Raw genomic sequence first — 25,140 nt, 5'->3', positions numbered from 1 at the left:
CAACGGCTTTATGCATGGATCTTCTTTCCATTCAAAAGAACAGGTATCCGGCTTTGCTCATCGGAATGCGGATCAGCCAAAGCGCGGCGAGGTGCAGCGGGTAGTAAGCATAGAACACCCGCCGAAGGCGCGGCATACGAAGCTCGATCCGCGAGGCAATCAGCACGAGCGGCACGGCGGCCAGAGCCCACAGATTTCCGTTGACCGGCCCGAGGGCCGCGCACGCTAGCACTGCCGCGGCGGCCGACCACCATGACGGGTGCTTGCAGTGCCACCACGCGGCGAGGCCGAGGGCGACTGCGGGCCACCAGTATTCGACAGAGCTGCCGCCGATCAGGAAGAGGATGCCGGCGACGATCCAGGTGCCTGTCCTGCCCTTTTCGACTAGGAGCAGCGTGCCAGCGATGACTAGGAGTGTGAAAAGCACATTGAGCGGCCACCACCCGAAGGCCAACCCGCCCAGGGCGATGAAAGGGACCGAAGCCACCGCACCGAAGAGCCCCAGGCGCTTCATCGTGCGGCCATACGTCCCTCGCGCCATGACGTCGGGGCGTGCGAGGTTGTAAGCCAGGACAAAGATGAAGAGCGGCAGTGCAACCCGGCCGACCTCAAACAGCACCGGCAGGGTGGCGTTGAACAGGTATTTATTGACGTGATCCCCTGTCATCAATAGCAGGGCGATCCACTTCAAGGCCTCCAGGGAGCCCTCCGAGAGTCGCAGCGGCGTCATTCGTTCGCGCTGGTGAAAGTGATCTGGCGCGGCACATACGCACCCGTGCGCGTGGATCGCGGCGGGGTCGGTTGCGCGGCTTGAGTCGCCGCCGCGGCCGTAGGGGCAGGCGCCTGCATCGTTGGTGTTGAAGGCGCTGCGCCCTCTTTGATTACGTCGAGGGTGACAAACCGGGCTTCCAGCCAATCCGCCCATTTCGCCGCCTTCTTCATCAGGTCGGCGCGATAGATGGCATTGAATTGCGGTGTGCGCGAATGGTAGTTCGCGGCTCGCGTCCAGATGTCTCCCTTGTCGTTGCGCAGGTGCATCCGCAGCCGCCAGGCGGCCAGGTCGAACGAGTAGCAGCCAGCGGCCGCTACATCGTTCGCCGTGATGCCGTACCGCTCCAGTTCGCGCAGGTACGCGGTATTGAATTGCATCGGGCCTACGTCATGGGTGCCGTTCGTGTTGCGAACCCACTGGCCGGGTTTGCCGCCCTCTTTCTCGGCGACTGCCAAGACGATGTTGGCGGGCACTTCGTACTTCACGGCAGACGAGATCGAGCACACGATGCGCTCTTGCTCCAGCGGGGGTAGATCCGCAACGAACGGCAGCACGATTAGCTGCCTCCCCACCAATAGTTCCGGTGCTCCGCTTCCAGACGGGCGTTGTATTCCGCTAGGGCACGTTCGTAATCCTTCGCTTCAACCCAATATCCGCCGTTCTCCGGCATCCCGACATACATGGGCTTGGTCTGGCTGAAGTCGGTGTAGGCGTGCGCTGTATAGGCCATGCAGTAGTCGGGCATCCTGTTGCCGATATAGATCTCGCCGCCGTCGCCGCTGGTCCACATTTGCAGCGCGCTGTTCAGTGAGGCCGCGTCGCATCGGCCGGCGCTGCGCGAGATCACTCGTACCAGGGTCGACATTTGCGGCGTTTGGTTGGCGACCGGGCACTTGTTCAAGAAGCTGAGCCTCGCCTCGAGCGTGTCCGACAGTTTCTTTTTCTTAATACCGAAATAGTGATCCAAGGAGGGAGTGCACTCGCTCGGCCGCTGCCCGGTGGAGAGGCACAGAATGGCCTCGCAGGCAAGGCGGGTATCACCGGAAAGTACGTCTGCGTCTTGCGCATTGACCGAGCCGGGCGATGTGCCGAGGGCCACCACCGCGGAGGCCATCCCAAGCAGGTTCTTCTTCATTCTTCGTTTCTCCTTGCTCATACGAACTTGGTGGCTCGGTTGGCAAATGCAGCGACTTCTGCCGCCGTGTCGACATCGCTGGTGCTGGCGCCCGCGAGGTTGTTCCCTCCAAACGTCGGCATCGATTCGATGGCGCTTCCTGCCTCGTCTTTTGCACTCCCGGCCTTGATGGCGGCGGCGATCTTGCCCCCCGTGGTTTCGGCGATGCGATCCATCGCGGCATCCCTGATGCCCGCCATCTTTTCCTTTGCTACCTGTGCCGTGCCTTTCGCCAAGTTCGCGGCTGCATCGGCGGCGAACAGCCCCGCTTTCCCGGCCGAGGGCCTCAAGCCTCCGGAGCTTCGCTGCGGCCCTCCTTCTGCCTTTCCGGCGCCGCCCGTTCCTGCGTTGGCCTTGGACTCGCTAGCCTTGCCTTGCCCCTGATCGGACTTCCCTTCTTCTTTGCCCTTGGCGTCCCAATCCTGCCCCTCGGCCCTCGCTGCCGAACTGCCGCGTAGGGCTTGGACGCTGCCGGATGATGCGAAGCCGGCCGCCTGTGCGAATGGCGTGCTGCCGGTGCTTTCCTCACCCTTGCCGCTGCCTCCGCCCCCTCCCGGGCCGCCACCGGCCCACATGCTGGTGAATGCGTCAGCGCCGGATTGGACGTTCTCACTGGCCTTGGAGAAGGCCGCCATCACGGCTTGTGCACCACCGGCCGCGTTCGCGGCACCTACAGCCAACATCGCGCCTCCCGTCGCCGCTGCTGCTGCCGCCATGCCCGCGGCGCCGACCGCAGCGCCAGCTCCGAAGTTGCCAATGCCGGCGTGCCCGACACTGGCGCCGATGATGATTCCGGATACGAGGCTTGGGAGCTTGTTGACCAGCGATAGCAGGATTACGGAAACAATCAACATGACCCCCATTTCCTTGATGGTCATGCTTTCGCTCATCCTTCCGTAGTAGCCATCGAGGAAGGTTTTACCGATGCCGACGATCAGCACCATCGCGAGCAGTTGAGCCGCCACGCCGAGGACGGTCTTGTAGTAGTTGATCGCCATGTCGGAGGTCCACCGGGAGCCGCCGAAGCCTAGGAAGAAGATTCCCGCATACGCCAGAATCCAGCCGGAGACCAGCAGTAGCAGCATGTTGACGCCGACTAGAGCGAGAATCACCAAGATGGCTGCGGCGATGCTGATCCCTACGGCGCTATTCACTGGCGACCACAGCGACGATTGGTCGATTACCTTGTCGAAGATCTCAAAACCCACATCCACGATCCCGGATGGGGAAAGGCCGATGCCGAGTCCAGTTGCATTGCCGCCGATCTGCCGCAAGCTATCCATGATCGATTTGGCGAAGTTCGGGCCGTTGGTCAAAAGCCACCAGAAGAAGCCGGTGAAGATCGTGAAGCGGACGAACTCCGCGAAGAACTCCCCAATGTCGGCCTTGCGCAAGGCCATCATGCCGAACGTCCAAACCATCGAGATCACGACTAACAGCCAGAACAACCAGGACGCGGAATTGATGATGGTGGCAGCCCAGCCGCTCGCGGCTGTCTGGTAGCGCGTCAGTACGCTATCGAGCACGTCCGCGTTGTCGATGGCGGCATGGGCATCCAGCGCAAAGAGTGCCAGCCACAGCGGCAACAGCATAGAAAGGGCTTTGAAGGTGACTGGCAGTCTCATGGTCATTCCCTCAATAGGTCTTTCCGGAGCTAGACTTGAAGTCGCCACGACGAGCGCAGGCATCGGCAAACGCCTGCCGTACTTTGTCGTCCTGGATCTTCTTGATGTTCTCCAGCTTGCAGTTCTCATCGTTAACCACCGGCATTTCCTCCTTCTTCGGTTCTTCCGAGGCATCCGGCGCGCATCCAGTCACGAGGGCCCCCACAAGGGCGGCCGCTGTCAGGGTCAAATTGCGATTCATCCGCCTATGCTCCTTTACCAGGTCTGCCCGGAGCTGGCCCGATAACTGCCACGACGGAATTGTTCATCCGCTGCGATAGTCTGTGCCTCCCGGTCGGCCTCGGCCTGCATGCGGGTCGCAACTGCGTTCTGCTGGGCGATCAACAGCCCCCGTATCTGCAAGAGCTGATTGGCTTGCTGGCTGGCGAGCTGGTTGGCATAGCCGAGCGCCTGCATCTGGCCGCTGGCGCCTTGGGCGCTGGATTGCAGTTGTTCCAGCGTGCGGGCGTCGGCCTTGAGGGCTTCCTGTTGCCTGTCGAGGCCACGGAAAAGCGCGTCGTTGGCCTTCTTCTGCGATTCGGAGGCCAGGCGTCGGTTCTCGTTCATGGCCGTCCGCTCTGTGTCGCTGCACCCGGCGCCGGAGAAACACGGCGAGCCCCGGTAATAGGCCACGTCCTGGAATTTGCCCAAGTAGCCATCGACGCTGCCAAGCTGTGTCTTGTAGTAGTTCAGCGTGTCGACGGCGGTCATCAGGCCGTTGATGGTCGATTGCGCGCGGTCCCAAATGTAGGCGGCTGGTGCCATCGTGTTTTGAATCTGGTTCTCATACTGCTGTAGTTGCGTTTGATACTGCTCGATCTGCTTGAGCGTCTGGGCAACGCTCTCGATCGCCGTCATGATGGTTTGCGAGAGGTTCGCGGCGTCGATGACCGGAATCCCGGCGTGCGCCGCGAGCGGGCCTGCGGACAGAGCAACGACCAGGGTGGCTTTAGCGGCTAAAAATTTCATTTTCATAGGTGTTTTTCCTTGGCGTCAGTAATCGAACGATTGGTACGGCTTTGAAAAAGTCATGTCCTTGGTGACGATGACGTTAAAGCGGTAGCCCGGGCGGATTTCCAGCGTTGGTGCGATGTTCAGGTTCTTGGCGATCATCTGTGCTGTGACTTGGCCGAGCTGTTGCCCGAGGGCTTCGCTCAAGGCATCGCTCGCGCGCTGCGAGTCGCCGGTGCTGTTGCCGTTGTCCTGGCTCAAGGTGAAGCCGGCCGTTACGGCCGACATGAGGAAGGCCGACGCGAACGTGCGGAAGTAGTGGTTGTTCACCTGGTCGTTGAAACCGGCATAACCCGCGCTGTCGGCGCCCGGCATCGCGCCGATATCCATCGCCTTTCCGTCGGGGAAGACAATGCGCTGCCACGCCACCAGCACGCGTGCCTGACCGTGGGCAACATCGCTGGAGTACGTCCCGACCAGGCGCGAGCCTTGCGGGATCAGCAGGTGCCGCCCGGTCGGGGTGTCGTAAACGTGCTGCGCGACTTGGGCCATGATCTGGCCCGGCAGATCTGAGTTGATCCCGGAAATGAGTGTGGCGGGCACGACGAACCCGGCCCGCAGCTCGAACGGCGTGTGTGGCGCCTCGGGCTGGGACTCCATCGCCCAGCGATCACCCTGCCCTGCTTTCCCGAACTGAGTGATATTGTTGCGACCACCTGTCGAAGTCCGGACCAGTTGCGACGCCTCGCTGCCGGCGGCCGCCGGGTTGGTCGCCCCAGTGTTGAGGTTGCTGCGAATCTGTGCCAGGCGCGCTTGATACGCGGCGGTCGGATCTTCGCTGCGGACGCCGTCCGCCTGCTGTCGCATGGCGGCAAGCCGCGCCAGCATTTCGTCGCGGGATTGGGGCGTGCCGGCTGCACCCCCCGGCGCGGAGGCAGCGCTACGTGGGGCCACCATCTGCACCCCCGTTCGCGCCTTGGCCGCTTCCTCGAGCCGTTGGAGCTTCGCCATACGAATGCGGTCGGCCTCGTCGTCGCGCTCGGGCTGCTGTAGCCCGCCGCTCGCAGCTGGCGGGCTCGGTGGGGCGTCCAGGTTCTCGGGTCGGGCGATCAATAGCGGCTCGCTGGCTGGGGCCGCATCGAGCTCGGGCGGGACCAGTTGCGACGCCGGCTGAATCATCCCCCCGGTCTGCTCCCCGGCAATTTCCTTGGCGAACATCGACGTGTTGCCGGCTTTCTCGGCGGCGCCGGTTGCCGGTGCGTTCTGCTTAGCGGCGCGGTCCGCTGCCACCAGCATCATGATCACCAGAAACGCGACCATCACCCCGCCCAGCAGGTACATGGGCAGATTGTTGACCCGACGCACGCCCGACTTCTTCGACACTTGGCCGGGCGAGGCCTCGGGTGCCATTTGATCGGCTGTTTCGCTCATCAGTATCACTCCTTGCGTGCCCAATACCCGGCCGGAATCAGCGTGCGGTTCTGTTCCAGGTAGGGGCGTGTGATGGACTGCGAGCCGATCAGCAGCGTGAGGCGATAAAGCCCGCTGCCTGCGTCATGATCCAGGACGTACCGCAGCGGCAGTGCGGCCATGGTCGGCGGTGCGACCGCAACCGGCTCGCCAGCTGTTTGCTCTGGCGCAGCCCTGCCGGCGCTGGAGGTCCTCTCCGGGGCGTACTCCACGACGGCATAGCCAGCCGCCCGGAGATTGCTGACCAGTGCCGCGCCGAACTCGTCCGGCGTGGGCTGTTGCAGTTCGAACCGGGTCTTGGCCGGCGGCCACAGCGCAGCGAGCTGCTTGGCGGCATCCCCGGCGAGCTTCTGCTGATCGACCGTAACCGGGGGTTGGACGAAGTTGCCGTAAGGGACTGTCGTTGCGCATCCGCCCAGGGCGAATGCAACCAGCGCGACAAGGGCAAATCTCTTCATGGTCATTTCCCGGTCCTGGTGATGGTCACGCGGTCTTGGCTGCTACCGACCCCGGCAATCAGGACCGCCTTGTCGAAGATCGTGTCCACGATGTAGCGGTCGCCCTGGACGCGGTAATTGACCAGCACGGTTTCGTCGTCGGTGAACAGCCCGCCATCCTTGCGCACGACCAGCAGGGTCGGCGCCTCGGTCTGCTCCATCGTAGATGGCATTTCGATGATGGTCTTGCGGCCATCGTTGTAGACGCGCACCGGCTTCCAGCGCGTGGTGCCCGACACGTCATAGTCGAACGACAAATCGCCGAGGTATTCGCCGGTCTGCGGCATCGCTTGCTCTTCGCGCTCGCGCACTTCGCGGGTGCGGATCGCATCCCACTTGGCAAGGGCGTCCTCGGGGTATGTGAAGGCCACTTGCGGCATGTACTCGGTGCGATGCGAGCGCAGCTTGAGGTGATAGGTGCGCCGGTTCGTAGTCACGATCAGGCTGGTTTCCAGGCCGACATCCATCGGCTTGATGATGAGGTGCTGGGTTTCGGCGGTGCCGCTGCCCGTGATCGCCGGCTCGACCGTCCAGCGGGCGGTATCGCCCAGGTGGATCGAGTTCACCAGTTCGCCGGGCTGCAAAGCTACGTCGCAGACCTGGAGTACCGCGCACACGATGCTGGGTTGCTGTGCGCCGTAGATGAAGCGCACGGCGCCGTTAGCGCCGGCCACCGGCTTGATACCGGTCGCCGAGTTCGCCCCCCACTTCTTGGCGATCCTCAACGCCTCCCGCTCTTGCGCGGTCAGCTTGGGGTTCTTCCCGGAGAAATACTTGTCGGCCAAGTCATCGTCTGGTGCCGCCACGACGGATGCGGTCAGCGCGATGCCCAGGATCACAGCAGAAAGATGTTTTTTCATCTTGGATAACCCCTAAATCAGAGAATGCGTGACCAAGAAAAGTCGCGGACGAATACGCTCATGGGGTTGTTCCGCAACTGCTCGTCTGTCGTTTGGCTGGACACTTCGGCCGTGTACACCGTGACCAGGGCGCGCATCGTGACAGGCTGGCCCTTCACGATGCCTTGCCGGTCGCGGCTGGTTTCGACCCAATCCACTTGCCAGGTGTCGGGCGACTGCTGGAGGACGGTCTTGATTTCGACGTTGACCATTTCCTTTTCGGCCCGCTTGAAGGGGCTGGCCTCGGGGTGGCCGTTCAGCCACTCGTTCATCTTTGCAGTCGCGGGATCGTTCGGAGAGAGCTTCGCGTACACGCGGAACACGGCCTTGCGCTGCAAGGCCACGTCAGGAGTCACGATCCTGGCGTCTCCAATGAACTCGGCGACCGACGCGTGGACGACGCGTGGATCGGCTTTGGCGGCTGCGGTGACCGGGCCGGCAGCCACCATCTGGCCGAGCTTGTCGACTTCCACCACATAGGGGATGAACTTCGACTGACTCCCGATGTGGATCACGCCGCCGACGCCGGCCAGGGCGATGAGCAGCGACAGGATGCCGATGACCTGCCAAGTCTGGCGCTGGGATACGATCGATCCCACGTGATCGTTCCAGGTGCGGCGAGCGGCCAGGTAGGGGTTCTCGACCTCCCCCTCGCGGCGGCCGCGGACCATCGTGGCGCCGGCGTTGCGCGGATCGAGGGGATCGCCGTTCAGCTCGGCCTTCTTCTTGAAGATCAAGCCCTTCATCGTGTCAGCGATGCTCATGCGGCCTCCAGATAGTCATTGAGGTTCAGGCCCTTCCCCGCCAGCCACTCATGCACCCATTGATCGCCGAACTTGGCTTCCAGGCTCTTGATGCTGGCAACCGATTCCTTGTCGGAGGAACCGACGAAGGCCAGGGCGAACGGCCCCAGCGCGAGGTCATAGAGGCGGCGGCCACTCTCGGAAACGTAGTAGTACTGTCGTTTCGGAATGGCGGTCGCCAGGATTTCGATCTGGCGCGCGTTGAGGCCCATGCGGCGGTACAGAGCCGCCGTGTCCTGGTCGCAGGCATAGACGTTGGGCAGGAAGATCTTGGTCGCAGTGGATTCCACGATCACGTCGAGGATGCCGCTGTTCGCCACGTCGGAAAGGCTCTGTGTCGCCATCAGCACGAGGCAGTTGGCCTTACGCAGCACCTTGAGCCATTCGCGGATCTTGGCGCGGAATGCGGGGTGACCGAGCATCAACCACGCTTCATCCAGGATGATGACGGCCGGCTGGCCTTTCAGGCTGCGCTCGATGCGGCGGAACAGGTACAACAGGACCGGGAGCGCGTACTTTTCGCCGAGGTCCATCAGTTCCTCGATTTCAAACGTGGTGAAGTCGGCGAGCGACAAGCCATCCTCTTCGGCGTCCAGCAGGTGGCCCATCGTGCCGTCCACCGTGTACTGCCTGATCGCCTCGCGGATCGCTTCGTCCTGGATCGTCACCGAGAGCTCCGAGAGCGTGCGCCCGCCGCTGCGATGCATGCTCATGATCGCGTGACCGATTTCGTTGCGCTGGGCCGGCGTGGTTTCGACCCCGTTCAATGCCAGGATGGTGTCGATCCACTCCATCGCCCAGGCACGATCGCCCTTGGTGTCGAGGAACTGGAGCGGGCAGAAGGCCAGGCGGTCATCGTCGGCCGCGACTGAGAAGTGCAGCCCGCCGACCGCCTTGGTCAGCGGGTACAGGGACATGCCTTTGTCGAAGGCGTAGAGGGTCATGCCGGCATAGCGCCGGAGCTGCGCGGCGATCAGCGCCAGGTGCGTGGACTTGCCGGCGCCGGTCGGGCCGAACATGAACGTGTGGCCGATGTCGCGCACATGCAGGTTGAGACGGAACGGTGTAGCCCCATGGGTAACGCAATGCATCAGGGCCGGCGACAGCGGCGGATAGAGCGGGCACGGCGCGTCGGCGTGGCCAGTCCAAATGGATGAGGTCGGGAGCAGATCCGCCAGGTTCATCGTGTTGATGAGTGGCCGGCGCACGTTCTCGACGCCGTGACCGGGGAGGCTGCCGAGAAAGGCATCGAGCGTGTTGATGGTCTCGATGCGCGCTGCGAAGCCCAGGCGATTGATGGACTTCTCGACCAGCCGGGCCGATTCCTCGAGCTTGTCCCGATTCTCGTCCATCAGAATCACAACGCCCGTGAAATAGCCGACCGCGACCAGACCGCTATTTACTTCGGCAATCGCCGCTTCGGCGTCGCCCACCATCGACAAGGCGTCCTGGTCGACTGGGCCAGTATGGGTGTTGAAGACCTGATCGAAGAACCCGCGTACCTTCTGTCGCCACTTCTTACGGAACTTGTCCAGGTGCTTCACGGCTTCGTGCGGGTCCATGAAGATGAACCGGCTCGACCAACGGTATTCGCACGGTAGCTCGCCCAGGGCGGTCAAGAGCCCGGGGGTGGACTCCAGGGGAAAGCCCTCGATGGCGACGACCTGGACGAAGTTGCGGCCGATCCTGGGCACCACCCCGCCCCACAGCTCTTGACCGCCGATCACGGCATCCAGGTACACCGGATTGCTGGGCAGCAGGATCGGGTGATGCCGGCCGGTGAGGCAAAACTGCAACCAGCTCAGGAAGTCGTCATGGGTGACGGTGGAGCCGTCTTCGTTGACCACCTTCTGGCCGCGCATCCGCATCAATTTGACGGCCGAGGACAGGCGGTTTTCGATCGCAGTGAGTTCGCGCTTGAACTGCTCGATGAGCCCCATCGTCCGGGTCTGGCGATCGGGAGCGATGGCGTCATCATCAAACATCAGCTCCACGAACTTGCGTTGCGCGAGGAGCGGCGGGAACCAGGTCAGCGTCAGTACGAAGTACCCCTCGTACATCGTGCCGAGGCCCTCGAACAACTGCCGCCGTTCCTTGTCTATCGCGGCCGATACGGCATCCGGGAAATGCGAGCTCCCCTTTGCCGAATAGTTAGGCGCCGGCCGACGCACCGCGTCGACGTGCACCATCCATCCTGAACCGAGGCCGGCCAGAGCCTGGTTGAGCCGGAAGGACACCATTTCGCGCTGCTCATCGGTGCTGCTGGCGTTGTCATCCCCCCGATACAGCCACGCAGCCATAAAGGAGCCGTTCTTGCCCACGATCACGCCGTCATCGACCACAGCGGCGTAGTTGAGCAAGTCGGCCAGGCCCGCGTCTTTGGAACGATGCTTCTTGAGCTGCAATTCAGCATCGACCTGGCGGATGCGGACAAACAGGATGAGCAACAAGACGGTCCCGACGCCAGCAATGGTGATTGCAATTGTCTCGATCATTTGTATTGCTTCCCTTGGCTTGTCGTGTTTTCCCGGAAGGGCGTCGAGCGCGGGGGGTAATACGCCTTGTAGCGGCGGTGCCGCAGGTAGACGTGGCGCATCTTCGGATCGCCCTTCGCCATGAGGCGCAAGACGAAGAGCGCGCCGAACCACAAGGCGATACCGAACATCGTTGCCCTGACTTCTTGGGCGCTGAAAATCAGTGCCCCGGCCAGCAGCCCCGAGAACATCACCAGCTCACGATCCCCGCCCATGAACAGGTTTTCTCGGTTGCCGGCCCTACGAATGGGGATGCTGCGCAGGGCCATGTTTATCCAGCCCGCTTGGGGAGGACCACCGAGGCGGCCAGCTTGGCGTGCTGGATCGCGTCCTCGGGGACAGCCGCGATTTCCGCGCCACGGCCGAAGAAGGTGCTCATCATGTTTTGCGCGCCGACCAGCAGGGCCATGACCAGGACGATGAAGATCAAGGTGCGGAAGAAACCGTTGAGCTCTCCGCCGAAGATCAGGATGCCGCCAGCAACGACGATGCCGATGAGGGCCAGCGTGAACGCGACCGGACCGGTGACGGAGTTGCGCAGGTTGGTCAGCCAGCTCTCATACGGGAGCGAACCGCCCGTTCCTTCGGATGCGAAGGCCGAATGCGGCGCCAGCAGGAAGAAGGCCAGAAGAGCGAGCAGGCCGAGATAGAAGACGGCGTTACGATCGAGGCGGAACGAGGGCACTGCGACTTGCATGGGGGTTACTCCTTTAAAGCGCTTTAGTGATGTAGCGGCCGTGGTCGAAACCCGATACCTCGATAATTTCCTGGACGCGGCGGCCGCCTTCGGATCGGGCGATGTGGACGACGACATGAACCGCTTGGCCGATGAGCGGTTCGATGGGCTTGGGAGAGTCGGAATGCATGCTGATGAGCATTGCGAGCCGATCAAGGCCGGCTTTCGCGTTGTTGGCGTGAAGGGTGGCGGCACCTCCTTCATGACCGGTGTTCCAGGCCATCAAGAGATCAAGGGCTTCGGGACCGCGCACCTCTCCGACCAGGATTCGGTCGGGGCGCATACGCAGGGTGGTTTTGAGCAGCGCCGTCATGCTCACGTCGAGGCTGGTGTGGTACTGGACGTAGTTCTCGGCCGCGCACTGGATTTCTCCCGTGTCCTCGATGATGAAAACCCGCTCGGTCGGGTCATTGATCACCATTTGGTTGATGAGGGCGTTCACCAAGGTGGTCTTGCCGCTGCCGGTCCCGCCGATCACGAGGACGTTGCGATGCGCGCGGACGGCCTCAATCAGCACGTCGCGTTGCCCAGCGGTCATCACCCCGCTTTCGACGTACTGATCGAGGGTGAAGATGGCGACGGCCTTCTTACGAATGGCAAAGATCGGCGCCGGGACTACTGGAGGGATCTGGCCAGCGAAGCGTGAGCCGTCGAGGGGCAATTCGCCTTCGAGGATCGGCTTCTGTCGCGTGACTTCCTTGCCGTGGTAGCCGGCGATGGTCTCGATGATCGCCTGCGCCTGCGCCACGCGCATTGAGCCGATGCACTGCATCGGCTCACCCAATTTTTCCTGCCACAGTTTGCCGTCGGCATTGAGCATGATTTCGACGGTCTTGGGGTCGCTCAGCGCGGCAAGGAACTCCGGCCCCATATCTCGCTCGAGCTTGCGCTTCGCACGTTCCTTTATGCTGATCGCTTCGCCGTGCTCGATCATCGTTTCCGCCTGCCTAGAATGTCATTTCTCTGAATCCTAGCACTGGACGATATATCGAATTTTATTTATGGCGAAAGGGAAACGAATTGAAACGATTTGACGAAAACGTTTCTGTCAGCTTACGCGACATGGTTAAGGCAAAATGAGGGAAGAATCCGACAAAGCACCCGAGCGGGCGCCGCGGCGTATTTCTGCCGGATGGGCTGTGGACGTGGGGTTGGAGGTTGAGCGCCCAGCGTGCTTTAGCCGCTAAAATGCCGTTTTCTGGCTTTCGTGCTGCCTTGCCTTCCTCGTGTTACGCCTTCGTAAGCTTCTTCCGGGTTGTTTCGGCCCACTTCTTCACGATGAACGCTTGATGCTCCGGTAGTACCACCGCTACCCGCACATAGCCTGGTGGGAGACTGCTGGGCATCTTTTCACCGGCCAGGGCTTCCAGGGAAGCCGGGTCCAAGTCTGTCGATTCCAACAGCAGGGGCAGCGGCGTTTGCAACGCCTTGGCAATGTCCTCCATCACTTTCAAGGAAGGGTTGCCCTTGCCCGTAGTGATGTCGGAGAGGAAAGAGATGGACACGCCCGATTTATCAGCCAGCTCCTGCTTAGTCATGTGCAGTTCATCAAGGAGGCGCAGCATGTTCGTGAAGAAAATGTAGTTGTACAAGGGCTTCCGGCCTCTTATTTGCGTGTTCTTAATTTTAGCCGCTAAAAGTCTTTGACTGATTGGATAAGTGTAGCTATACTTACGGCGACTTTACCCACGATGATAGTATGCCGCATAGTGGCCCCGCTGGCCGTTTGGATCGACTCGCGGCGAGCGATAATGCATCGTGGCGGCTAACTTTGCCGCTTTTTGGCTGAATCAACACGACAGGGGGTGGTGATGACTAACGAGGTAATCGCCAGCGTCGAGAACTCCAACGCCATGCCTACCTGAATAGCAAAGGAATCAAGCCGAACGAGAAACAGTTTCAGCTTGACCTGTTGTTCCCGGCTACGATTGGCGAGCGCGAGGACTTGCGCCACATCCCTAGCGACTACGCGCGGTCATCCATCTTCACGGCTAGGAACAAGCGGGAGCCGCGCAAGACGCTGATGCACGGAAAACTGTTCCACTACAACGAGCACGTTTCCCTCCTTTACACGAGGATCGAGCTCCGCGCCGCAGACGACGAAATCGTGTGCGCGTGCGACCCCTCGCCGGTCGGAGCATCGATGATCGCTTCAGGCGCCGGGCAAAGTCCCGGTACAGGTCGCAAAAGCGCGAGTACTGGGAGGCGGGTCAGCAGCGGCCTGGACGTACTCTTTCCACAGCAGCGCGAGCCTGACGCTCTTGCGCTTGAGGCACTGGTGAACCGCCGCCAGATCCGGCGCGACGTATCTGAGGCTCGCCCCGTGTCCGCGGGTCGCAACACCCAGCAACTCGCGCAACTCGGCTTCGTCAGCCGAAGACAACTGCGGGCAGCTTTCACATACTTGGCGACCACCCCTTTCGAAACCGACAGCGCGCGGGCGATCCGTTCATGCGAGAGCGCGCAGTCGTACTTGAGCCGTAACAGCTCTCTGATCTTGTGTATGGCAATACGCTCCGCCGGCATCGCCATCTCCACGCAAAGCGCGCGAGGGTAGCGGCCGGACAAACGACGTTGCTACGCTTGGCCTCGCAAACTCCGTTCCGATTTGATCGTGACCGAGGGATCCGGCATCGTGACCGCCCATTCCGACAACTCGCCGAAATCAGTCACGATCAAGTCGGAATCCACGGTCACAACTGCGGAATCGCCGGTCACACTCTTTCGGAATCAGCGGTTACGTGGGTTCGGAATCCTCATCCTGAAGGCGCACGGACTGTTGCCGAGCATGAGCCGACGCGGCAACTGCCACGACACGCGGTCGCCGACCTTGCGCAGCGAAAGGGCGGGGGTACCAATGGCGCTCTCGCCGCGCTCGGCGAGCGCCTCGCCGATGCACCCAGCGATGAAGCGCGCGGTGATCGGCGTGCCGTCGTAGTGCAGCACGCGCACGAGCTTCTTCGGCGCGATCTACCTTGTCACCAGAAAGGAGAAGATGTCCGCGACACTCGTCAATATGGATTCCAAAGATGTTCGGTCGACTACTCGCACGAAAAATATGCCCATCCGGCCGAACAGCCGGATGGGCGAAAGAACCGGCGTCCGAGGAGCGATCTGGAGAGGAAGACGCCGGTTGACGGGAATCGAATGCGCGTGCGGCTCACATGCCGAACGGTTAAAAAATCCGGTTCATCGATCTGCCATCGATGAACCGGACAAAGCCGGTGACCTAGGAGGAGAGGTAATGTCACCGGAGGGGACCCAAAAAAACAAAAAACTGGACTGTCGCTCAGTCGAGCGCCGCGGCGAGCTGCTGCACGAGCTCGAAGAGGTCCCCCACCACGCCGTAGTCGGCCACCTGGAAGATCGGCGCTTCGAGATCCTTGGGCCTGCCCGCGCCGAGGATGTGGCTGTAGCCGCCCGCGTGCACGCTACGCGATGCTGTCGAACATCATGAAGGCGAAGAAAAAGCCGCTCGACACCCTGCCCCGGGCTCGGCGTCGAGGTGGGGCCGCGGCTGGCGACGCTCAAGGTCGCCGAGCCGCCCAAGCGCGGCGCGGTGAAGGTGGCCGACGTGGGCGAGCTCATCGACCGACTGAAGAACGGAGCAAAGGTGCGATCTCCTGCTTGCCGCTGGGTACCAGCTGCGGGCCCTCGCGCTCGGCCACCGCCTTCAAGAGCTCGGCCACCGCGAGCGGCTGCAGCTCGGCCTCGGTCTCGACCAGGACGGCGCGGTCGGCATCGATCGCCAGCGCCGCGCGCAGCGTCTCCTGGCAGGCCGCAACGCCGCACGGGACCGCCGCCACCTCGCGGGCGAGGCCCGCTTCCTTCAGCCGCACCGCCTCCTCGACGGTCATCTCGCCGAAGGGGTTCACCGCTATCTTGGCCTTCGCGAGCTCCACCCCGCTGCCGTCGCTCTTGACCCGCACCTTGACGTTCGGATCGGTCACCCGTTTGACTGGGACCAGGATCTTCATCACTTCACTTCAACTCTGTTGTTGTGCGGCGGCCCGCTTGGCGCGAGGCCGGCCAGCGTTCAATTCCAGCTATCGCAAGCTCGCGTTCAGCGCCTGGAGCGCGCGGCTACCGGGACACAGCTCGGCGTCGCCGAGCCGGTTGAGCGGCGTCTCGATCGTATTGAGGTGCGCATGCAGCTCCTCGCCGACACTGTCGATGTAGAGCAGCCCGGTGACGAGCTCGCCCAGCGCCTGGCGCTCCTGCAGGTAGTTCATCGCGCCGATGCGGTCCGAGGAGTCGTAGTCGTGGCCGAGCTTTCGGAGGTGCAGCACCGAGCCGTCGTGCTGCACCACGCGGCGCAGGCTCCCCGGCGCGGAGGAGGTCTCGATCGCGGTGCACGGCAGGATGAACTCGACTGCATTGACCGCCTCGTTGTGCTCGCGCACGTAGTCGTAGCTCTTGGTCGAGCCGGCGTGGTTGTTGAAGGTCACGCACGGGCTGATGACGTCGATGAAGGCCGGGCCGCGGTGGCGCAGCGCCCCCTTGATGAGCGGCACGAGCTGCTCGCGGTCGCCCGAGAAGCTGCGCGCCACGTAAGTGGCCCCCAGCTGTAGGGCGAGTGCGACCAGATCTATCGGGGTGTCGGCATTTACCACGCCTTTCTTGCTCTTCGAGCCCTTGTCGGCGGTGGCCGAGAACTGCCCCTTGGTGAGCCCGTAGACGCCGTTGTTCTCGACGAGATAGGTCATGTTCACGCCGCGGCGCATGGCGTGGGCGAACTGGCCGATGCCGATCGAGGCGGAGTCGCCGTCGCCCGACACACCGAGGTAGAGTAGCTCCCGGTTGGCGAGCGCCGCCCCCGTGAGCACCGAGGGCATCCGCCCGTGCACGCTGTTGAAGCCGTGCGAGGCGCCCAGGAAGTAGTCGGGCGTCTTCGACGAGCAGCCGATGCCCGAGAGCTTGGCGACGCGGTGCGGCTCGATGTCCAGATCGAAGCACGCCTGCACCACCGCGGCGCTGATCGAGTCGTGGCCGCAGCCCGCGCACAGGGTCGAGATCGCCCCCTCGTAGTCGCGGCGGGTGTAGCCGAGTGCGTTGCGGGGGGCGTCGGCGCGCAGCAGTTTCGGTTTGGGCAGATAGGTCATGAGGCCACCTTGCACAGCGAAAGGGCGGGGGTACCAAGGGGGCTCGCGCCGCGCTCGGCGAGCGCCTCGCCGATGCACCCAGCAATTAAGCGCGCGGTGATCGGCGTGCCGTCGTAGTGCAGCACGCGCATGAGCTTTTTCGGCGCGATCTCGCCCTCGTTGATGAGGAGTGTCCGCAGCTGCGCGCTCTCGTTCTGCTCGACCACGAACACGATGTCGTGGTCGGCGATGAACTCGAGTACCTCGTCGGCAAAGGGGAAGGCGCGCACGCGCAGCACGTCGAGGTGAATGCCCTGCGCCCCGAGCAGCGCGATCGCCTCGGCCATCGCGGGGCTCGTCGAGCCGTAGCAGATCGCCCCCACGCGCGTGGTCTCTGGCGCCGGGGTGAGCACCGGGGCAGGCACCAAGGTCTTGGCGGTGTCGAACTTACGTCGCAGCCGCTCCATATTGGAGACGTAGTCCGCGCCCGCTTCGCTATAGCGCGCGTAGGCGTTGCGCGTGGTGCCGCGGGTGAAGTACGCGCCCTTGGTGGGGTGGGTGCCCGGCAGCGTGCGGTACGGGATGCCGTCGCCGTCGATGTCCAGATAGCGGCCAAACTCCTTGCCGGCTTCCAGATCGGCGTGGATGAGCACCTTGCCGCGGTCGTAGCGGCGGCTGTCGTCCCAGTCGAAGGGCCGGCACAGCCGCTCGTTCATGCCGATATCGAGATCGAGCATGACGAAGACGGGCGTCTGCAGCCGCTCGGCCAGATCGAACGCCTGCGCGCCGAAGGCAAAGCACTCATACGGATCCTCAGGAAAGAGCAGCACGTGGCGGGTGTCGCCGTGCGAGGCGTAGGCGCAGGCGAGCAGATCGGACTGCTGGGTGCGGGTGGGCATGCCGGTCGATGGGCCGCCGCGCTGCACGTTAAAGAGCACCGCCGGGATCTCGGCGAAGTAGGCCAGGCCGAGAAACTCCTGCATCAGCGACACCCCCGGCCCCGAGGTCGCAGTGAAGGCGCGCGCCCCGTTCCAGCCGGCGCCGATCACCATGCCGATCGCAGCAAGCTCGTCCTCGGCCTGGACAATGGCGTAGCGTGCGCGCCCGCTGTCGGGGTCAGTGCGCAGCTTGCGGCAGTAGCTGCCGAAGGCCTCCACCACCGAAGTCGAGGGCGTGATCGGGTACCAGCCGGCCACCGTCGCCCCGCCATAGACCGCACCGAGGCCGCTGGCGCTGTTGCCGTCGATGAAGATACGCTCGCCCACCGCCTCGGCGCGCTCCACGCGTAGCGCGAGCGGACAGGGGTAATGTTCGCGGGCGTAGGCATGGCCGATGCGCAGCGCCTTCACGTTGGCCTCGATGAGCTTGTCCTTGCCGCGGTACTGCTCCGAGAGCAGCGCCTCGGCCACCGCGAGCTCGACGTCGAGCAGTGCCGCGAGCGCGCCCACGTACATGATGTTCCTCACCAGCTGGCGCTGGCGCAGGTCGTCGAACTCGCGGCTACAGAGCGCGGTGAGCGGGATGCCGATCACCGTGATGTCCTCGCGCAGCTTCCCGCGCGGCACCAGCTTGGACGAGTCGTAGACGAGGTAGCCGCCCGGCTCGATCTCGGCCAGATCGCGCTCCCAGGTCTGCGGGTTGAGCGCCACCATGAGGTCGCAGCCGCCGCGCCGCCCGAGCCAGCCCGCCCCCGACACCCGCATCTCGTACCAAGTGGGCATGCCCTGGATGTTCGAGGGGAAGATGTTGCGCGGTGACACCGGCACGCCCATGCGCAGGATCGCGCGGGCAAACAGCTCGTTGGCCGAGGCCGAGCCCGAGCCGTTTATATTGGCGAACTTGACGACGAAGTCGTTGGTGCTGCGGATCACGTGTTTGGGGTTCATTGTGCTGTGGTCTCCGCTTGTTCACGGGCCGGGCGCAGGTTGAGCTTTTGCATGTCCCACGCCGCGGTCGGGCAACGCTCCGAGCACATGCCGCAGTGCAGGCAGAGGTTTTCGTCCTTGACCATGATGCGACCGCTCTTGACGCCATCGGCCACGTAAAGGGGCTGCGCAGGGTTCGTGGCCGGCGCCGTGAGCCGTGCGCGCAGCTCAGTCTCCTCGCCGTCGGCGGTGAAGGTGATGCACTCGCTCGGGCAGATGTCGACGCAGGCGTTGCACTCGATGCAGGCGGGCGCGCTGAACACCGTGTGCACGTCGCAGTTCAGGCATCGCTCGGCTTCGGCGAGCGCCTGGCGCTCATCGAAACCGAGCTCGAGCTCCAGACGCACGTCGCGCAGCGCCGCCGCGAGTTCGCACGTGGGCACCTTGCGCCGCGCCTCCTCCGAGACGCGGTTGCCGTAGCTCCAGTCGTGGATGCCCATCTTCTGGCTCACCAGCTCGACCACCGCCTCCGGCCGCTCGGCCACCGCCTGCCCCTGGCAGAAGCGGTCGATCGAGATCGCCGCCTCGTGGCCCTGGGCCACCGCGGTGATGATGTTCTTCGGTCCGAAGGCCGCATCGCCGCCGAAGAACACCGGCGCGAGCGTCGACTGGAAGGTGCGCGCATCGAGCACCGGCAGGCCCCAGCGGTCGAACTCAAGGCCGATGTCGCGCTCGATCCACGGAAAGCTGTTCTCCTGACCGATCGCCACCAGCACGTCGTCACAGGGCATGTGCACCGGGGCCTCGCCCGTGGGTACGAGGCTGCGGCGCTCGGCGGCGTCGTACTCGGCGCGCACGCGCTCGAAGCGCACCCCGGTGAGGCGCCCACCCTCGTGGGTGAATTCGAGCGGCACGAGATAGTTGTGGATAGGGATGCCCTCGTGCATCGCCTCCTCCTTCTCCCAGGGCGAGGCCTTCATCTCCTCGAAGCCGCTTCGCACCACCACGCGCACGTCCTCGCCGCCCAGGCGCCGCGCGGTGCGACAGCAGTCCATCGCGGTGTTGCCGCCGCCGAGCACGATCAAGCGCTTGCCGATGGTGTCCACATGCCCGAAGGCCACGTTCGCGAGCCAGTCGATGCCCAAGTAGATGTTCGCGGCCGCCGCCTCGCGACCGGCAATATCAGCATCCCGTCCGCGCGGCGCGCCGGTGCCGACGAACACCGCATCCCACCCTTCGGCCAGCAGCCCCTGCAGGCTCGGTACCCAATGGCCCAGGCGCACCTCCACCCCGAGCGCCTCGATGTAACCGCACTCCTCGTCGATCACCGCATCGGGCAGGCGGAACTTGGGGATCTGGCTGCGCACCATCCCGCCCGCCTGGGTGCCGCTGTCGAACACGGTGACCGCGTAGCCGCGGGTAGCCAGATCGCGCGCCACCGCGAGCGAAGCGGGCCCAGCCCCCACACAAGCAACGCGCTTGCCGTTTCGCTGCACGGGCGAGGGCACCAGCAGCGCGCCCACGTCGCCCTTGTGGTCGGCCGCCACGCGCTTGAGGCGGCAGATCGCCACCGGCTCGCGCTCGACGCGGCCGCGCCGGCACGCCGGCTCGCACGGGCGGTCGCACACCCGCCCCAGAATTCCGGGAAACACGTTGTACTGCCAGTTGAGCGCATACGCTTCCGCATAGCGGCCCGCCGCGATCAGCCGGATGTACTCCGGCACGGGGGTATGGGCGGGACATGCCCATTGGCAGTCGACCACCTTGTGCAGGTAGTCAGGCGCTCGAAGGTCTGTCGGCTTCAAGGTCAAGCTCCCTTTCATTCGAACTGCAACCGTTCTTCAGGTGGCCCGATCCGGATCGGGCCACCCCTTGATGTAGTGCTTCAACAGCTGATTCTCGAACTGGCACTCGGCGTAGGCGGCGTCGGCCACGTCCACTCGGGAAATGACGTCCAGCAGCCGGCCTTCGTCAATCACCGGCACATGGCTGAGGCAACGCTCGAACATTAGCCTGCGTACGTCCTCGATCGCATCATCCGGTCGGCTGATGATCGCCTCAGCGTTCATGATTTCGTCGACGGAGCCCGCCAGCACTTCGGCACCGCGCAAACTGAGCGCTTGAAGCACGTCGTTCAAGGTCACCAGGCCGATGAAGCGATCCCGAGTCGAGACGACGAGCGCGCCGAGCGCGTGCCGCGCCATGGTCTTCAAGGCGTCGAGCAGCAGCACCTCCGGCGGCACGCTGCGGATGCGCGGCAAGCCGCGCTCTCGATTTCTCATCCTAAGGATGTCGCGCAGCTGCATTTTCGACTCCACCGGGTGCTCCCCGCCGACGCACACCGTATGGGCGTCGGGCCGCGCGGCAGCGCGGCCCTTCGACGGCGATCGCCGCACGCCGGATATCACGCGCCCACCGTCGTGGCGCTCGGCAATCCGCGTCTCTTGCCCATCGTCAGCCGCCCAGGCGCACGAAATCGGTAATGGTCGGATGCGGATGTGCCAGCGCCAGCCGCCCGACGATCAGATTCCAGTAGTCCTCCGAGCCGTGCGCCATGCGCCACTCGTGCAGGCGCCGGGTGTACAGCTGAAGGTCATACTCCTCTGTGACGCCGATCGCACCATGCACGGCGTGCGCAATGGCCGCCGCCTGAACGGCCGCTTCGCTAGCCCGGGCCTTTGCCATGCCGCTCGGCAGCAGGGCCGGCTGCGACGCCTCGCCCTGGAAGGCTGCCTCTGCCGCCATGCTCGCGGCGGCCACGTTCTCGGCCATCACGCTGATCTGGTGCTGGATGGCCTGGAACTTGCCGATCGACTTGCCGAACTGCGAGCGGTCGTTGGCGTACTGCAGGGTCATCTCGAGGACGCGATGCAATGCACCGCTTATGAGCGCCGCATGAATTGCCGCGGAGAACGGCTGCACATGGACGCCCTGAGCCGCGAGACGCGCGTGGGGCGTTGCCTCCGCCCAACTCAGCGTTGCCACCAGGCTGCGGGAAACGCCGGTCGGCGTGCGCTGCGCCGCGGCGCATGGCAACACCAGGAGACTGTCGCCCTCGTCGACCAGAACGTAGTCGGCCACTACACCGAACGGCACCATGGGGCACACGATGCGGCCGTCAATCCGCCGGCAGCCAGCCCCAAGGGTCAGCATCCCCGCGGGCACTTCGCCGCCAGGCGCGAGCAGCGCCCGCGCCACGATGCTCTGCGCGAAGGGCAGCGGCATGGCGTGACGGCCGAACGCGGCGATCACGGGGAACAACTCAGCCAGCGTAAGCCCCCCCCCACCCTGCTCGTCCGAGCCCAACAGCTCAAGAAAGCCGGCCTCCGCCACCGACTCCCACAAAGGGGCGGGGGAGCCGCACCCGCTTTCGACGTTGCGGACCTCGGCCGGACTGCAATGATCTTCGAGAATCTTCTCAATCGCTTCTACAAACATGGCCCCACCTTTAACGTAAGCCGAGTCCGCGCGCGATGACGCCGCGCAGGATTTCGCGCGTGCCGCCACGCAGGGAAAAGGTCGGCGCGATCTGGCTCAGAAACGCGACGGTTCGATAGAGCTCCGCATCGACCGCCAGCATCGGATTGGCGGCGATCGCAGCCTCGATTGAAGCCGGGATGCTTTGCTCGAATTCGGTGCCGAGGTCCTTGACGAGCGCCGCCTCCACCACCGGGCTGGCGCCGTGCGCGAGCTGGCTCGTCACCGCCACCGACATGTTGCGCAGTGCCGTGAGGTGGGACACGAAGCGTCCGATCTGGCGCGCATGCGCTTCGCCATTCCCGCTCTGGCGCAGGTAGTCGATCCAGCGATCGACCAGGACGAGGCTCGAATACAGGCGCTCCGGGCCGCTGCGCTCGAAGGCCAGTTCCGCGGTCACCTGCTCCCAGCCGTTGCCTTCCTGGCCGATGAGCGCGTCGTCACCGAGTTCCACATCATCGAAGAACACTTCCGAGAAGTGCGTGTCGCCGGTGAGATCCTCGATGGGCCGTACCGTAACGCCGGGCAGCGAGAGGTCTACGATGACTTGGGAGAGCCCCTTCTGCCGATCCTGCGGGCTGCCGGAAGTGCGCACCAGCGCGAGCATGTACTGGCAATGGACGGCGTTGGTGGTCCAGATCTTGCGGCCGTTCAGGCGCCAGCCGTGCTCGGTGCGGGTGGCACGGGTGCCGACGCTGCCGAGGTCCGAGCCGGCGTTGGGCTCGCTCATGCCGATGCAGAAGAACGCCTTGGCGCCGCAGATCCTGGGCAGATAGAAGCGCCGCTGCGCCTCCGTGCCATAGCGCAGGATCAACGGACCGCTCTGGCGGTCCGCGATCCAGTGCGCCGACACCGGCGCCCCGACCGCCAACAGCTCTTCGACCAGAACGAAACGCGAGAACGGGTCGAGGTTCGCCCCGCCGTATTCGGCTGGCAGCGTAATGCCCACCCACCCCCGCGCCGCCAGCTTGTGGCTGAACTCAGCGTCGAAGCCGGTCCAGGAGCGAGCGCGCACATCGGCAGGCAGGGCATCCATCGCCGAGATCAGAAACGCCTTGATCTCGAGCCGGAATGCCTCGGCCGCAGGCGGTAATTGTGTGTAGCGAAAGGTACTGACGAGATTGGTCATGCGGATAACTTGCTGCAGCAGTAGGAATGGGGTGAACGCGCGGGCCGCGCCGAGCCGGAGAGCGCCCCGGCAGGCCGCTCATTCACCGGCAGCTGGCACCGCGGGCCGAAGAAACCGCCGCGTGACTCGCAGGGGATCAGCACCCTGCAGCCTCGGGCCGCCGGCCCGCCGATGTCCACGGGCCAGCGGACCGGGAGGAGCATCCACGCGGTCACGCCGTGTCTCCGTGGGCGAGGGCGTGGCGGGCGGCGATGTGGCCGAAGGTGAGCGCGACGCCGATGGTGTGGCCGGCGCCGTAGTAGGCGCGCCCGGAGGGGCTGGCCACGCAGTTGCCCGCGCCGTACAGGCCGAGGATGGGGCGGTCGGCGCAGTCGAGCACCTGCGCCTGCTCGTTGATCGCGGGACCACCGCAGGTGTCGAGCGCACCCGGCCCGAGGATGAGGGCGTAGAACGGGCCCTGGTCGCTGAGCGGATGCATGGTGACGTTAGGCATCGGGTTGGGCGGCTGGGCGGTGCCCTGACGCATCGGCGAGAACACCGCATGCCAGTCGCGATCGTAGTCGTGCAGCCCGCGCTCGAACTCGGCGTCTTTGCCGGCGGCGGCGTAGCCGTTGAAGCGGGCCACGGCCTGCTCGAGGGTGGCGGCAAACTCGGGCGCGAGCCGGTAGGCGCCGATGTGCGCGCCGATCTTCTGCATGCGCGCCTGGATGTTCGTGGCAAGCTCGGCCAGGGTTGCGCCGCCGATGAGGAAGGGGTCGGAGGCGCGCGTGGTGGGCAGCGGAAAAGCGCCGCCGAAGCCGTCGAGGGTGCGCTCGTCGAAGACCATGAACTGGAAGCGGTTGGGGTACTCCTTGGCCACCGGGTCGTAGACGAAGTGCGTTTCGGTGCGGTCGTTGTAGTTGATCTTTTCGTTAACCACGCGCCGGCCGTACTTGTTGACTACGATCATCGAGTCGCCCGGCAGCACGAACGCGCCCAAGCCGATGGCACGGCTTTGCAGCGCCTCCTCGAGCACCACTTGGGTGCGCCAGGCCGTGCCGAGCGTGCCCATGCTCGCGCCCATCGCCCCGGCAATCGGGATAAAGTCACCTGTGGAGCCGGGCATCGCGCAGCTGCCATACAGGCCCGGCTGGTGGCGCGCGACCAGCTCGGGGTTGTGGGCATAGCCGCCGCTGCCGAAGATGACCGCGCGGCGCGCGCGGATGCGTACGAGCCGCTCGCCCGTGCGCGCCTCGACGCCCACCACGCGCCCGCCCTCTTGCACCAGCGCGGTCACGGCGTGCTCGAGCAGGATCGGCACGCCGCGCTGGCGCAGCCACTCGGCCATCTGCGCGGCCAGCCCGGCCCCGCCCACGTAGGTGCCGCTGCGATCGACCGGCTCGAGCGCCCGCCCGCGCGGGGCGCAGTTCTCGGGCAGGTGGTCGGCATAGTCCGGGGCGAGCCGATTGACGTGCCACATTTTGTATTCTTGGAAGTGCGCCGCCCCCATCTCTTCCAGGTGCTCGACCGTGGCCGCGCCGTGGGCGTAGAAGGCCTCGAGCAGCCGATAGGCGGGCGTTGACAGGCCCAGCGTGGGGCTGTTCGGGTCGTACTCGCCCGGATACGAGTAGCGCGCCAGATAGCGCAGGCAGTCGACCTTGTCGTCGCGCAGTCCCTGCGCCGACATGAAGCGGTTGTTTGGAATCCAGGCGATGCCGGCCGACTTGTTGGTGGTGCCGCCAGTAGTCGGCAGCTTCTCGATGACAATCACCTTCGCCCCGGCCGCCGCAGCGGTCACCGCGGCCGCACAGCCAGCTGCGCCGCTGCCCACACACACCACGTCGGCTTCGTGGTCCCACTTGGCCGCAGGCTGGGCCCCCTCGGCGGCGGGCGCGACCGCCCAGGCCGCCAGTCCGCCTATCGTCAGGCCGCCTCGGATCAGTGCTTCGCGCCGGGTCGGGCGCTTCGGAGGGGTATTCGTCAAAGTTGTCTCCTTTTCTTCCATGCCGATCTTCAGGGGCCCGGGCCGACTCGAGAGCCTATCGCGGGCTGAATCGGGCGCCATGTACGGATCGCAAGATTTATATTTTTATAGCGTAATAAGTTACT

Annotated in this window: 24 protein-coding genes and 4 pseudogenes; 2 read left to right on the top strand and 26 right to left on the bottom strand. The window is 64.4% G+C overall.

Going from position 1 to position 25,140, the window contains the following annotated elements; genetic code table 11:
• Nucleotides 1-31 precede the first annotated feature (31 nt).
• The 15 genes from EBN1_RS21940 to EBN1_RS21870 all read right to left on the bottom strand — a co-directional run bounded on the left by EBN1_RS21940 (nt 32) and on the right by EBN1_RS21870 (nt 13,092).
• On the bottom strand, nt 32-730 hold the full coding sequence (locus EBN1_RS21940; protein ID WP_011255070.1) for a TraX family protein: 699 nt from the start codon (nt 728-730) through the stop codon (nt 32-34).
• Complete coding sequence (locus EBN1_RS21935) at nt 727-1,323, bottom strand: lysozyme family protein (RefSeq protein ID WP_041648023.1); 597 nt, start codon at nt 1,321-1,323, stop codon at nt 727-729. Before EBN1_RS21935 ends, EBN1_RS21940 begins: the two co-directional genes overlap by 4 nt.
• Nucleotides 1,324-1,328: 5 nt before the next feature.
• Nucleotides 1,329-1,907, bottom strand: coding sequence for a TrbM/KikA/MpfK family conjugal transfer protein (locus EBN1_RS21930; RefSeq protein WP_011255072.1), 579 nt, complete (start codon nt 1,905-1,907; stop codon nt 1,329-1,331).
• Between the two features lie 17 nt (nt 1,908-1,924).
• Entirely contained in the window at nt 1,925-3,571 is a 1,647-nt protein-coding gene (gene trbL, locus EBN1_RS21925) for a P-type conjugative transfer protein TrbL (protein WP_011255073.1), read from the bottom strand.
• A 10-nt stretch (nt 3,572-3,581) separates the two neighbouring features.
• Nucleotides 3,582-3,812: an entry exclusion lipoprotein TrbK gene (gene trbK / locus EBN1_RS21920; protein WP_011255074.1), complete on the bottom strand. Its 231-nt coding sequence runs from the start codon at nt 3,810-3,812 to the stop codon at nt 3,582-3,584.
• A 14-nt stretch (nt 3,813-3,826) separates the two neighbouring features.
• Entirely contained in the window at nt 3,827-4,585 is a 759-nt protein-coding gene (trbJ, locus tag EBN1_RS21915) for a P-type conjugative transfer protein TrbJ (protein WP_011255075.1), read from the bottom strand.
• An 18-nt stretch (nt 4,586-4,603) separates the two neighbouring features.
• Nucleotides 4,604-5,992, bottom strand: a complete 1,389-nt coding sequence (locus tag EBN1_RS21910) for a TrbI/VirB10 family protein (protein WP_011255076.1) — start codon at nt 5,990-5,992, stop codon at nt 4,604-4,606.
• A gap of 5 nt (nt 5,993-5,997) precedes the next feature.
• A complete protein-coding gene (locus EBN1_RS21905) occupies nt 5,998-6,489 on the bottom strand; it encodes a conjugal transfer protein TrbH (protein WP_041647958.1) in 492 nt (163 codons plus the stop codon).
• Nucleotides 6,490-6,491: 2 nt separating this feature from the next.
• Nucleotides 6,492-7,388: a P-type conjugative transfer protein TrbG gene (gene trbG, locus EBN1_RS21900; RefSeq protein ID WP_011255078.1), complete on the bottom strand. Its 897-nt coding sequence runs from the start codon at nt 7,386-7,388 to the stop codon at nt 6,492-6,494.
• Between the two features lie 17 nt (nt 7,389-7,405).
• On the bottom strand, nt 7,406-8,191 hold the full coding sequence (locus EBN1_RS21895) for a conjugal transfer protein TrbF (protein WP_011255079.1): 786 nt from the start codon (nt 8,189-8,191) through the stop codon (nt 7,406-7,408).
• The gene (locus EBN1_RS21890) at nt 8,188-10,725 is read right to left on the bottom strand and encodes a VirB4 family type IV secretion/conjugal transfer ATPase (RefSeq protein WP_011255080.1); all 2,538 of its coding nucleotides are present in this window, start codon (nt 10,723-10,725) and stop codon (nt 8,188-8,190) included. Before EBN1_RS21890 ends, EBN1_RS21895 begins: the two co-directional genes overlap by 4 nt.
• The gene (locus tag EBN1_RS21885) at nt 10,722-11,033 is read right to left on the bottom strand and encodes a conjugal transfer protein TrbD (protein WP_011255081.1); all 312 of its coding nucleotides are present in this window, start codon (nt 11,031-11,033) and stop codon (nt 10,722-10,724) included. The genes EBN1_RS21890 and EBN1_RS21885 overlap by 4 nt, the downstream gene beginning before the upstream one ends.
• A 2-nt stretch (nt 11,034-11,035) precedes the next feature.
• The gene (gene trbC, locus EBN1_RS21880) at nt 11,036-11,461 is read right to left on the bottom strand and encodes a conjugal transfer system pilin TrbC (protein ID WP_011255082.1); all 426 of its coding nucleotides are present in this window, start codon (nt 11,459-11,461) and stop codon (nt 11,036-11,038) included.
• Between the two features lie 13 nt (nt 11,462-11,474).
• A complete protein-coding gene (gene trbB, locus EBN1_RS21875) occupies nt 11,475-12,434 on the bottom strand; it encodes a P-type conjugative transfer ATPase TrbB (protein WP_011255083.1) in 960 nt (319 codons plus the stop codon).
• Between the two features lie 295 nt (nt 12,435-12,729).
• Nucleotides 12,730-13,092, bottom strand: coding sequence for a transcriptional regulator (locus tag EBN1_RS21870; protein ID WP_011255084.1), 363 nt, complete (start codon nt 13,090-13,092; stop codon nt 12,730-12,732).
• A 269-nt stretch (nt 13,093-13,361) separates the two neighbouring features.
• On the opposite strand from EBN1_RS21870, the pseudogene trfA reads away from it, so the two are divergent.
• Nucleotides 13,362-13,604 (top strand): annotated as a pseudogene (gene trfA, locus EBN1_RS21865) (plasmid replication initiator TrfA); the annotation flags it as partial.
• Nucleotides 13,605-13,644: 40 nt separating this feature from the next.
• Here trfA and EBN1_RS21860 read toward each other — a convergent pair.
• The 3 genes and pseudogenes from EBN1_RS21860 to EBN1_RS21850 all read right to left on the bottom strand — a co-directional run.
• Nucleotides 13,645-14,026, bottom strand: a pseudogene (locus EBN1_RS21860) (IS21 family transposase); the annotation flags it as partial.
• A 204-nt stretch (nt 14,027-14,230) separates the two neighbouring features.
• Entirely contained in the window at nt 14,231-14,452 is a 222-nt protein-coding gene (locus EBN1_RS21855) for a hypothetical protein (RefSeq protein WP_041647956.1), read from the bottom strand.
• 337 nt (nt 14,453-14,789) lie between these two features.
• The gene (locus tag EBN1_RS21850) at nt 14,790-14,930 is read right to left on the bottom strand and encodes a hypothetical protein (RefSeq protein WP_197531916.1); all 141 of its coding nucleotides are present in this window, start codon (nt 14,928-14,930) and stop codon (nt 14,790-14,792) included.
• Between EBN1_RS21850 and EBN1_RS21845 the strand changes: the two are divergent.
• A pseudogene (locus EBN1_RS21845) lies at nt 14,930-15,116 on the top strand (electron transfer flavoprotein subunit beta/FixA family protein); the annotation flags it as partial. The gene EBN1_RS21850 and the pseudogene EBN1_RS21845 sit on opposite strands and share 1 nt — an antisense overlap.
• Nucleotide 15,117: 1 nt before the next feature.
• Here EBN1_RS21845 and EBN1_RS21840 read toward each other — a convergent pair.
• From EBN1_RS21840 to EBN1_RS21805, 8 genes and pseudogenes are all read right to left on the bottom strand, one after another.
• Nucleotides 15,118-15,477 (bottom strand): annotated as a pseudogene (locus EBN1_RS21840) (electron transfer flavoprotein subunit beta/FixA family protein); the annotation flags it as partial.
• A gap of 69 nt (nt 15,478-15,546) precedes the next feature.
• Nucleotides 15,547-16,602, bottom strand: a complete 1,056-nt coding sequence (locus EBN1_RS21835; protein WP_011255087.1) for a 2-oxoacid:ferredoxin oxidoreductase subunit beta — start codon at nt 16,600-16,602, stop codon at nt 15,547-15,549.
• Nucleotides 16,599-18,467: a 2-oxoacid:acceptor oxidoreductase subunit alpha gene (locus tag EBN1_RS21830; RefSeq protein ID WP_011255088.1), complete on the bottom strand. Its 1,869-nt coding sequence runs from the start codon at nt 18,465-18,467 to the stop codon at nt 16,599-16,601. The genes EBN1_RS21835 and EBN1_RS21830 overlap by 4 nt, the downstream gene beginning before the upstream one ends.
• Complete coding sequence (locus EBN1_RS21825; protein ID WP_011255089.1) at nt 18,464-20,251, bottom strand: FAD-dependent oxidoreductase; 1,788 nt, start codon at nt 20,249-20,251, stop codon at nt 18,464-18,466. Before EBN1_RS21825 ends, EBN1_RS21830 begins: the two co-directional genes overlap by 4 nt.
• Nucleotides 20,252-20,287: 36 nt before the next feature.
• Nucleotides 20,288-20,752, bottom strand: coding sequence for a CBS domain-containing protein (locus EBN1_RS21820; protein ID WP_041647954.1), 465 nt, complete (start codon nt 20,750-20,752; stop codon nt 20,288-20,290).
• 148 nt (nt 20,753-20,900) lie between these two features.
• Nucleotides 20,901-21,884: an acyl-CoA dehydrogenase family protein gene (locus EBN1_RS21815; RefSeq protein WP_011255091.1), complete on the bottom strand. Its 984-nt coding sequence runs from the start codon at nt 21,882-21,884 to the stop codon at nt 20,901-20,903.
• Between the two features lie 10 nt (nt 21,885-21,894).
• Nucleotides 21,895-23,052 carry an acyl-CoA dehydrogenase family protein gene (locus EBN1_RS21810; protein ID WP_011255092.1) on the bottom strand — a complete coding sequence of 386 codons (1,158 nt, stop codon included), beginning with the start codon at nt 23,050-23,052 and terminating at the stop codon, nt 21,895-21,897.
• A 211-nt stretch (nt 23,053-23,263) separates the two neighbouring features.
• Nucleotides 23,264-25,036, bottom strand: a complete 1,773-nt coding sequence (locus tag EBN1_RS21805) for an FAD-dependent oxidoreductase (RefSeq protein WP_049780411.1) — start codon at nt 25,034-25,036, stop codon at nt 23,264-23,266.
• Nucleotides 25,037-25,140: the final 104 nt, after the last annotated feature.

The organism is Aromatoleum aromaticum EbN1 (assembly GCF_000025965.1).
Taxonomy (GTDB): Bacteria; Pseudomonadota; Gammaproteobacteria; order Burkholderiales; family Rhodocyclaceae; genus Aromatoleum; species Aromatoleum aromaticum.
The sequence above is the reverse complement of the archived record's forward strand: the minus strand, read 5'-3'. Positions and strand labels throughout refer to the sequence as shown.

What these genes read in the sequence shown, in the direction of transcription:
- EBN1_RS21940 (WP_011255070.1), bottom strand. Translation starts at nt 730, where the DNA reads ATGACGCCGCTGCGACTCTCGGAGGGCTCCCTGGAGGCCTTGAAGTGG.
- EBN1_RS21930 (WP_011255072.1), bottom strand. Translation starts at nt 1,907, where the DNA reads ATGAAGAAGAACCTGCTTGGGATGGCCTCCGCGGTGGTGGCCCTCGGC.
- trbL (WP_011255073.1), bottom strand. Translation starts at nt 3,571, where the DNA reads ATGAGACTGCCAGTCACCTTCAAAGCCCTTTCTATGCTGTTGCCGCTG.
- trbK (WP_011255074.1), bottom strand. Translation starts at nt 3,812, where the DNA reads ATGAATCGCAATTTGACCCTGACAGCGGCCGCCCTTGTGGGGGCCCTC.
- trbJ (WP_011255075.1), bottom strand. Translation starts at nt 4,585, where the DNA reads ATGAAAATGAAATTTTTAGCCGCTAAAGCCACCCTGGTCGTTGCTCTG.
- EBN1_RS21910 (WP_011255076.1), bottom strand. Translation starts at nt 5,992, where the DNA reads ATGAGCGAAACAGCCGATCAAATGGCACCCGAGGCCTCGCCCGGCCAA.
- EBN1_RS21905 (WP_041647958.1), bottom strand. Translation starts at nt 6,489, where the DNA reads ATGAAGAGATTTGCCCTTGTCGCGCTGGTTGCATTCGCCCTGGGCGGA.
- trbG (WP_011255078.1), bottom strand. Translation starts at nt 7,388, where the DNA reads ATGAAAAAACATCTTTCTGCTGTGATCCTGGGCATCGCGCTGACCGCA.
- EBN1_RS21895 (WP_011255079.1), bottom strand. Translation starts at nt 8,191, where the DNA reads ATGAGCATCGCTGACACGATGAAGGGCTTGATCTTCAAGAAGAAGGCC.
- EBN1_RS21890 (WP_011255080.1), bottom strand. Translation starts at nt 10,725, where the DNA reads ATGATCGAGACAATTGCAATCACCATTGCTGGCGTCGGGACCGTCTTG.
- EBN1_RS21885 (WP_011255081.1), bottom strand. Translation starts at nt 11,033, where the DNA reads ATGGCCCTGCGCAGCATCCCCATTCGTAGGGCCGGCAACCGAGAAAAC.
- trbC (WP_011255082.1), bottom strand. Translation starts at nt 11,461, where the DNA reads ATGCAAGTCGCAGTGCCCTCGTTCCGCCTCGATCGTAACGCCGTCTTC.
- trbB (WP_011255083.1), bottom strand. Translation starts at nt 12,434, where the DNA reads ATGATCGAGCACGGCGAAGCGATCAGCATAAAGGAACGTGCGAAGCGC.
- EBN1_RS21835 (WP_011255087.1), bottom strand. Translation starts at nt 16,602, where the DNA reads ATGACCTATCTGCCCAAACCGAAACTGCTGCGCGCCGACGCCCCCCGC.
- EBN1_RS21830 (WP_011255088.1), bottom strand. Translation starts at nt 18,467, where the DNA reads ATGAACCCCAAACACGTGATCCGCAGCACCAACGACTTCGTCGTCAAG.
- EBN1_RS21820 (WP_041647954.1), bottom strand. Translation starts at nt 20,752, where the DNA reads ATGCAGCTGCGCGACATCCTTAGGATGAGAAATCGAGAGCGCGGCTTG.
- EBN1_RS21815 (WP_011255091.1), bottom strand. Translation starts at nt 21,884, where the DNA reads ATGTTTGTAGAAGCGATTGAGAAGATTCTCGAAGATCATTGCAGTCCG.
- EBN1_RS21810 (WP_011255092.1), bottom strand. Translation starts at nt 23,052, where the DNA reads ATGACCAATCTCGTCAGTACCTTTCGCTACACACAATTACCGCCTGCG.
- EBN1_RS21805 (WP_049780411.1), bottom strand. Translation starts at nt 25,036, where the DNA reads ATGGAAGAAAAGGAGACAACTTTGACGAATACCCCTCCGAAGCGCCCG.